The 8,105-nt window shown below is 48.2% G+C and carries 8 protein-coding genes and 1 other RNA gene; 2 read left to right on the top strand and 7 right to left on the bottom strand.

The features are described from left to right. Window positions 1-178: 178 nt before the first annotated feature. From GPL15_RS22545 to GPL15_RS22530, 4 genes are all read right to left on the bottom strand, one after another. On the bottom strand, window positions 179-940 hold the full coding sequence (locus tag GPL15_RS22545) for an MBL fold metallo-hydrolase (RefSeq protein ID WP_346345026.1): 762 nt from the start codon (window positions 938-940) through the stop codon (window positions 179-181). 105 nt (window positions 941-1,045) lie between these two features. Continuing rightward, window positions 1,046-2,536 carry a tripartite tricarboxylate transporter permease gene (locus GPL15_RS22540; RefSeq protein ID WP_215700927.1) on the bottom strand — a complete coding sequence of 497 codons (1,491 nt, stop codon included), beginning with the start codon at window positions 2,534-2,536 and terminating at the stop codon, window positions 1,046-1,048. Window positions 2,537-2,553: 17 nt separating this feature from the next. Further along, window positions 2,554-3,018, bottom strand: a complete 465-nt coding sequence (locus tag GPL15_RS22535) for a tripartite tricarboxylate transporter TctB family protein (protein WP_252198579.1) — start codon at window positions 3,016-3,018, stop codon at window positions 2,554-2,556. A 97-nt stretch (window positions 3,019-3,115) separates the two neighbouring features. Further along, window positions 3,116-4,102 (bottom strand): tripartite tricarboxylate transporter substrate binding protein, encoded by a 987-nt coding sequence (locus GPL15_RS22530; RefSeq protein ID WP_215700926.1) that lies wholly within the window; start codon window positions 4,100-4,102, stop codon window positions 3,116-3,118. 200 nt (window positions 4,103-4,302) lie between these two features. On the opposite strand from GPL15_RS22530, the gene GPL15_RS22525 reads away from it, so the two are divergent. Further along, window positions 4,303-5,229: a LysR family transcriptional regulator gene (locus GPL15_RS22525; protein WP_215700925.1), complete on the top strand. Its 927-nt coding sequence runs from the start codon at window positions 4,303-4,305 to the stop codon at window positions 5,227-5,229. A 93-nt stretch (window positions 5,230-5,322) separates the two neighbouring features. Here the strand turns inward: GPL15_RS22525 and ffs are convergent. Continuing rightward, an RNA gene (gene ffs, locus GPL15_RS22520) (signal recognition particle sRNA large type) lies at window positions 5,323-5,584 on the bottom strand. Between the two features lie 75 nt (window positions 5,585-5,659). Further along, the gene (tadA, locus tag GPL15_RS22515) at window positions 5,660-6,139 is read right to left on the bottom strand and encodes a tRNA adenosine(34) deaminase TadA (RefSeq protein WP_215700924.1); all 480 of its coding nucleotides are present in this window, start codon (window positions 6,137-6,139) and stop codon (window positions 5,660-5,662) included. 298 nt (window positions 6,140-6,437) lie between these two features. Here tadA and GPL15_RS22510 point away from each other — a divergent pair, with 298 nt between their 5' ends. Then, complete coding sequence (locus tag GPL15_RS22510; RefSeq protein ID WP_346345025.1) at window positions 6,438-7,133, top strand: anaerobic ribonucleoside-triphosphate reductase activating protein; 696 nt, start codon at window positions 6,438-6,440, stop codon at window positions 7,131-7,133. A gap of 74 nt (window positions 7,134-7,207) precedes the next feature. Here GPL15_RS22510 and GPL15_RS27630 read toward each other — a convergent pair. Beyond that, on the bottom strand, window positions 7,208-8,105 hold an 898-nt coding region (locus GPL15_RS27630), incomplete at its 5' end, for a DUF6128 domain-containing protein (protein ID WP_252198578.1).

Raw genomic sequence — 8,105 nt, 5'->3', positions numbered from 1 at the left:
GAGTTTACCGTGAATGGGCATCGGACCGTCTTTTTCTATTCCTGGAGCCTTAGTTTCACTTACGGTTGGAAGCTGGTTTTTATCCCCGAAGGATTCCCCTTGGCCCGCCCGCATCCAAACATCCAGTCCGTACCCTCGTCCCGCTTTCCTGCGTAACTTCCTCAATTAAACCCCAATTTTACCCATTCTCTGATTTTACGATTTCCATAACCCGCTCCAGCCGTTCGTTCATCAGTTCGTGCCAGATGGACGGATCAATATATGGGTTATAGGTTTCTGTTACCTGGTCTTTTAAGAGAAGAATGCCCACTTGGTTGGTGTGGGAAGGGAGGCAGATATCAACCTGCATCTGATCCAGCCGCTTTAATCCCTCGATAAATTCGTCTCTCAGGCTCTGCGGAAGTCCGTCCCGCTCAAAATCATCTTTTGTCAGGTTCAGGCCGATTCCGCCGTGTATTCCGCAGCGGAGCGCCCGGCCATTTTCATCCTTTACGTCAAAAAACATGGAAGTGCATCCCGGCGTATGTCCGGGTGTGGATACCGTGTGGACGGTTATATTTCCCAGTGTGATGGGTTTGTCATCCGCATAAAGTTCATCCGGTTCAAACTCGCCGCAGGTATAACTGCCAATGCGGATCAAATCCCTTCTTTCATGAAGGAACAACAGATCCCGTTCTCCCAGATAGATCCTGGCTCCAGTCAGCTCTTTCATGGTTCTGGCCGCGCCGATATGGTCTATGTGGGCATGGGTTAAAAGGATTTTCTTGATATCTGTCAGTTCATAGCCCAGTTTCCTGATATTTTCTATCATCAGATATGCGGTTTCGTGCATGGCTGTGTCGATTAAAATTAAGCCGTCGCCGGTGTCGATTAAATAGCAGGCAACCCAGTCATTTCCTGATATGTACCATACGCCCGGGGCCATTTTAATTGGCTCCACATATGCTTCCCATGGTCTCCGGCAGCAGCGCTCCATCAGTTCAAAGGGAGGGGGACTAGTTTTTGATGTACTGTTAAGGGGCATAACATTTCTCCTGTTCTCATTTTATTTTGCAGTTTTTTTCTTCTCTATGGCAGACCGGATCAGAGGCGAGAAGATACATCCGATTCCGATTACCATCAGGACGCCTGATATGGGCCGTGTGAAAAATGTCGCGGCTGTCCCTGTATACTGAAATGCTTTCAGCATGTTGTTCTCCAAAATCGGAGCCAGGATAAATGCCAGGATCAGCGGAGCGGTCGGCAGCCCGCCGTATGCCATGAAAATGCCTACCGCCGCAAACAGCAACATCATTCCACATTTATATAAACTTCCAGAATCCACATAGGCGCTGACTAAAGAGATGATCAGCAGAGCCGGATACATATAATGGTGGGGAACCTTCAAAATCTTAGGGAACAGCCTCATTCCCATGGTCTGAAGCACCAATACCAGCAGGGCGCAGATGATTACCGTACCGAACATCAGATAAACCACATGTCCGCTGTTTTTAAATACCATGGGGCCCATTTCCAGACCATGGATGGTCAGCGCGCCGATCAGGAGGGCGGTAGTGGAATCTCCCGGGATACCCAATGCCGCCATCGGGATCATAGCGCCGCCGATTGCCGCATTGTTCGCAACTTCCGGAGCCCAGATGCCGGCAGGGTTGCCTTTTCCAAATGTCTCCGGCTTTTTGGATGCATTTTTGGCTGAAGAGTATGCCACCAGATTGGAGAGGCCGGAGCCCATACCGGGCAGAAAGCCGATTCCAAGGCCAATGCCAAAGGATCTCAGGATATTGCCAAGCTGTTCTTTTATCTCTTTCAGGGAAATTCCAAGGCCGGAAATGCTCTCCTTATCCACGTCAGGCAGCTCCTGAAATCCTTTCCCATATTCTACAATAATGTGGCTGACACTGAAAATACCGATCAGCACCACCGTCATACCAAGGCCGCTCATCAAATACATATTGTCAAATACAAACCGGGGTTCCGCATCAATGGGCGAAAATCCCACGGAAGCCAGTATCAGTCCCAGGGAGGCGGAAGCCAGCCCTTTGAACATGTCTCCTTTTGAGATGGCTAAAACCATGGTGATTGCCACAAAACACAGGGAAAAATACTCCCACGGGCCCAGGGCAAAGGCCAAATCAGCCACCTGCTCGCTGAGGAGGGCGCCGATAATACCGCTGAAAAATGTTCCTATAAAAGAAGCAATCATGCCGATAGCCAGGGCCTTTCCCGCTTTTCCGGCCTGAGCCATGGGATGTCCGTCCCAACAGGTGGAAACTGCCGAAGCCGATCCCGGAATTCCAAGAAGCACAGAACCGATAAATGCGCCGGAACATCCGCCGATCCAGAGGCTCATTAAAAATATAATTGCCGATCCCGCATTCATGCTGTAGGTAAGTGGCATGAACAACATAACCGCCAATGTCCCCGAAAGTCCGGGAATTGCGCCGAATATAATTCCGATCACAGTTCCCGCAAGAAGCATAACCAGATTAAACGGCTGTACAAATTCTGATACAATATAAGGTAAATTTGCAATCATTTTCTCTCATCCCCCCCTTAAAACAACGCGCCTTCGGGAAGGCTCAGTCCGAATACGTAGACATAGATCACGTAGATCACCACGGCAAATAAAACTGAAAATATAATTCTTCCCTTAACTGTGGAATTTCTTCCTTTAGCGAACAGCGTTACCAGCGCATATGTAACGAAAGGAGTTGTCAGCAGATAACCGATTAAGCTGGAAACAAATACATACGCGCACATGACCAGCGTACACAAGCCCATGCGCACCCAGCCTTCTTTTATCATAAAAATCTTTTCTTCTTTTTTCTTCAAGGTTCCTTCCATGAAAATCCCGAACCCGCAGACCACAAAACCGAATGCGCCGATCATGGGAAGCATCTTGGGTCCCGGGTAGGCAAAGGTAAATGGGATTCTGAACTGATTCGCCATAATGCCCACGATCAGTCCTGCTATCATTAAAACTGCCCCTGTCATCTGGTCTCTTTTTACATTTACCAAAATAATTTCCTCCTTATTAAATCTCCATGCCGGAGCGCTTTTTGCGCAGGCATGCGCTGGGAATTTCAGATTCTCAGCTGTGATTCGGATTTGTGGCTTATTTCTGCTTTAGTCCAAGTTCCTCCACTACCGCATTTAACTGATCCTGCTGTGCTTTTACTTTCTCAATTCCCTCGTCAATGCTGAAAAATTCCATTGCGAATCCGGCGGGCTCTAAGATTTCATTTACGCTGGCGTTGGACGCTGCAGCAGCGTAATAATCGTGGATTTTAGTCACAAGTTCCTGATCCATTTCTTTGGGCCCTAAGAACAGGTTATAAGAGGCAAATGATACGTCAACGCCCTGTTCAATGAAACTGGGGATCTCAGGAAGAACAGAGCTTCTCCCGCCTTCCGAATCCCGTGACACGCATCCTAAGCCGATTACCTTTCCGGATTCTACGTACTGTTTGGCCTGGTTGGGATTTACAAGGCAGACGTCTATGCTCTTACCTACAAGAGCGGTTAATTTCTCGGTATCGGAACCGGCTTCCACATATTTAAAACTGATATCTGCCGCCTTAGCGATCAGCCCTGCCTGAATATGGGAGCTGCCGCCGGTCTCAACGCCAAACAGCAGGGTTTCCGGCGCTGCTTTGGCCGCTGCAATCAGGTCATCCAGCGTCTGATAGGGGGAATCTGCAGGAACCACCATCACATAGCTTCCCTTTTCCACACCCTGGCTTACCGCGATTACGGTAAAATCTTCCGCCGCTGTTTTATCATAGACTCCGGTGGCTGTTTTGATCAGCATGGTGGTATGGAACTGAAGAATTGTGCTTCCGTCCTTTTTCGCCGTGCGCACCTTTTCCATTGCCACAACGCCGCCGCCGTCCGTGTTGTTTACGATTGCCAGATTATTACCGGAATCCTTTGCCACCTGGGTGGCCAGGGCGCGGGCCATAACGTCTGTTCCGCCGCCTGCTTTAGCGGGCACCTGTATCTCCACATTTTTTGCCCATTCATTTGACTTCGCTCCGCCTGAACATGCGGTTAATGATGCCGCCAATAGGCCTGCTGCCAGTAAAATTCCCCATTTCTTCATTTTCGTTCCTCCTGATTTCTGCATTTCTGCGTTCTTCAATTTCTGATTCCACGCATTTTCAGCCTGCACTTGTGTTTTTAACAGTTTTCTAACTATGCATTTCACGTGGCTTTATTATAATATAACAACAGACACAGCTCAACTTCGTGGTATTTTGTTTGAAACATCACAAAATTAAGAGAAAGAAATGAGGGAATTTTATGGAATTGCGACAATTGGTGTACATAGTCTCTATTGCGGAGGAGCAAAGCATATCTAAAGCCGCCGAAAAACTGTATATGACCCAGTCCGCTTTAAACCAACAGCTTCTGAAACTGGAAAGGGAACTTGGGGTCCCTCTCTTTAACCGTTTTAAGCACACCATGATCCCCACATACGCAGGCTCAATTTATTTGGAAACCGCCAGACAAATGATGGCAATGAAAGAAGAGGCATATAAAGTAATCCATGATATTGCAGATATGAAAAAGGGGGAAATATCGATTTCTTACACGCCGGAACGGGGCGCCGCCATGTTCGCCAGTATTTATCCGGAGTTTCACAATAAATACCCGGACATTGTATTTAAGATCGCAGAGGCCCGGGTAAAAAAAGCGGAGCAACTGCTGTCTCAGGGAAATGTCCGGCTGGCTTTCATCGCCCATACGGAATACAAACCGCAATTTGAGTATTTTCCAATCGGGGAGGAACTTTTAGTTCTGGCTCTGCCGGCCACTCACCGGCTGGCGCATTTGGCTGGAAAGAGGAGCTATGAAACATTTCCTAATTTCGATTTGTCTCTTTTAAAGGATGATAAATTCATTCTGATGACGCATGAAACCAGATTCCGGGATATGATCGATGATATATTCGCGGAATATCAGATTAAACCCAAAATACTGTTTGAATCCACCAGCTCCATTACGGTGTTTAATATGGTATGCAGCCAGGTAGCGCCTGTATTCCTCCCACAATCCTATGTGGATCCCAACGCACCTGTGGTCTATTTCTCCATTGGCAGCAACGCCTCCTGGATGCGTTCCATCGCCTACCGCAGAGGTACATATCTGTGTACTGCCGAAAAAGAGTTTATGGAGCTGGCCCGGAAGTATTCTTCTGTGCCTGTCCGTCAGCAGATTACCGCCTAATACGTGGAAATTACCTTTTATTAATAATTGATAATCAAAAAAAGGGCCGGCACACCATTTTAGTGTGTCGGTCCTCTGATATTATTATTAAATCCGTGCGCTTTGCTTTGTGTACGTACCATAAACGTTACTCTGGCAGTTAACTCAGTCCAGGCTGCCTCACGGCACACAGAAGGTTCCACTTAGTGCTGCTGCATTCCTGCCCTGACACGGTTCATGAATTTCTGTTGCGTAAGACCCAAACGTCATCGCCACTTACCAAAGGCAGCTCTACAGTAGCATATCCGAGGCAAAGCATCACCCCTGCTAGAGCGGATTGCAGGTACAGGGCACCGCTATCTCCCCGGCTGCACGGAAACTTTATGACAATTTTGGCCGCTGAAACTCTATATGTTCAGCTTGTTAAGTATACCTTGGACGGGGATATTTGTCAAGGTTGATTCAGCGCTGCGGCTTTTTTATTACGCAGTTCTTTAAAAAATGACTTCAGCATCTGGGAACATTCTTCCCCCAGAACGCCGGTCCTTGTCTCCGCCTGATGGTTAAACCCGTCTTCATGAAGCATGTCCAGCACAGAACCGGCGCACCCGGCCTTGGGATTCATGCATCCTATGACTACGGTCGGAATTCTGGCCTGTACAATTGCGCCGGCACACATGGGACATGGTTCCATGGTCACATACATGGTGCATCCCTCCAACCGCCAGTCTCCCATCTTTTTACAGGCTTTTTTTATGGCAATGATCTCCGCATGGGAAAGCACATTTTTATCAACGATCCGGCGGTTGTATCCCCTGCCAATAATCTTTTCTTCATATACTATAATGCAGCCAATGGGGACTTCGCCTAATAAAGCCGCCTTTTTTGCCAGTCTTATGGCCTCTCTCATATATTTTTCATCTATAGTCATGTCATCTCCTCCATGTCCAAACGCTCTTTCCCAGGCACGCGCTGGGAAATTCAGATTCCCGGAAAAAATCATGCCCGTGGTATGCTGCGCCTGAAACGGGCCGCCTAAATAGCATAATCCTTGCCGCGGCTTTATATACCACTTTATATGCGGCACAAAGCGCGGCTCCATAACCAGCAAAACCAACATAGGAATGCTTTTTATTTCATAGAACAAACTTCCCTATGACAAACTTTCCTATAAAATAAAAAAGTGCTATACTATTATACACTATTATATTGAGAAATGGAAATGATGAATGATGAAAATATGCGGTTTACAAAAAACGACATTATTAGACTACCCGGGCCATTTGGCCGCCACTGTTTTTTTAGGCGGCTGCAATTTCCGCTGCCCATTCTGTCACAACAGCGGCCTGCTGGGAAATGATGCCCAGGCAGTTTGCACGGTGGAAGAACTTATGGATTTTCTCAGGAAACGGGCAAATATACTGGAAGGCGTCTGTATTACGGGCGGTGAGCCCACCCTTTCACCCGATCTGGAATCTCTGATCCGCAGAATACGGGATCTGGGTTATCACATAAAATTAGACACCAATGGAAGCCGTTCCAATGTATTAAAACGGCTTTGTGAAAATAATCTGATCGATTATGTTGCTATGGATATTAAAAACAGCCTGGATCATTACGGGCTGACCGCTGGCGCGGAAAATCTTCCAATCGATGAGATTGAAAATAGTATCGATTTCCTAATGCACGGCAGCATCGACTATGAATTCCGGACAACTGTGGTAAGGGAACTTCACCATGAGGGGGATTTTATTCAGATAGGCAGATGGCTTCATGGCTGCCGGGCCTATTTCCTCCAGAATTATGTGGATTCCGATCAGGTGCTGCAGCCTGGTTTTACCGGCTGTACAAAAGAGGAACTGATGCATTTCCGTCAGATCCTTCTTCCGTTTATTCCAAATACAGAGCTTCGCGGTGTTGAGTAATCATAGCATTTTTTGCAGCAGTTCAGACTGCCAAACAGCTTCTCCCGATAAAAATCAGGAGAAGCCTTTTATTTTTATGTATCCAGGCGGATGTCGGTATACCAATATCCAAAGCGGCCGTCCTGTAAGGGCTGGTTCTTTGCCAGCACAAAATTGGAAAATCCAAACATGGAAGCCATATATTTTTCGTTGCTGTAGTAATGTCCCGGCACGCCCAGCAGATATCTCGGCTGGCCCTGGGGATTATTCAGTCTGGCCAGGATCAGGTACCGGTAATTATAATATCCATGAAGCAGAAAGCTGTTATTGCCGTATACCCATATTTCCCGGGGCAAAAGGCCGATATCCTGGGGTTTAATGGTTAATACCTCACAGCCTTTTTCATAGTCAAACGCATCGATTTTGGGATATGTTTTTCGGAAATTCTGCCATATCCGTCGGGGATTGTTCTCAACCTCCTCTTCCTCGTCCAGCTTCTCTAAGTCTTCGGGATGGCCCGGCAATGGCGCTGGTTCCGATTCTGAATCTACCTGGTTATTCTCCGAAGGAATTGTCCGGCTGGGCTGAGTATCCGGGGATGCGGGCTGGGGTGTTGGCTGGGGTGCGGGCTGGGGTACGGGCTGGGACGCTGGCTGGGGCGCAGAATCGGATTCAGGCTGAGGCGCGGGCTGGAATTCAGGCTGAGGCGCGGGGCTGGATTCCGGCTGATGTTCCGGCTGGAATTCCGGCTGGGAATCCGGCTGGGAATCCTGCCAGGCACCTGCCTGGTATTCGGGTTGATTTTCCTGCCCGGTTCCTGGCTGATAGTACGGCTGCATTCCAGGTATGGTTTCCTCCCGGGGTACTGGCTGATTCTCCTGCCAGGGTTCTCCCTGAGTTTCCGGCTGCATTCCCCGCCAGGGTTCTCCCTGAGTTTCCGGCTGATTTCCCGGCCAGGGTTCTCCCTGAGTTTCCGGCTGCATTCCCGGCCAG

This window comes from Clostridium sp. MCC353 (assembly GCF_018785315.1).
GTDB lineage: Bacteria > Bacillota > Clostridia > Lachnospirales > Lachnospiraceae > CHH4-2.
The sequence above is the reverse complement of the archived record's forward strand: the minus strand, read 5'-3'. Positions and strand labels throughout refer to the sequence as shown.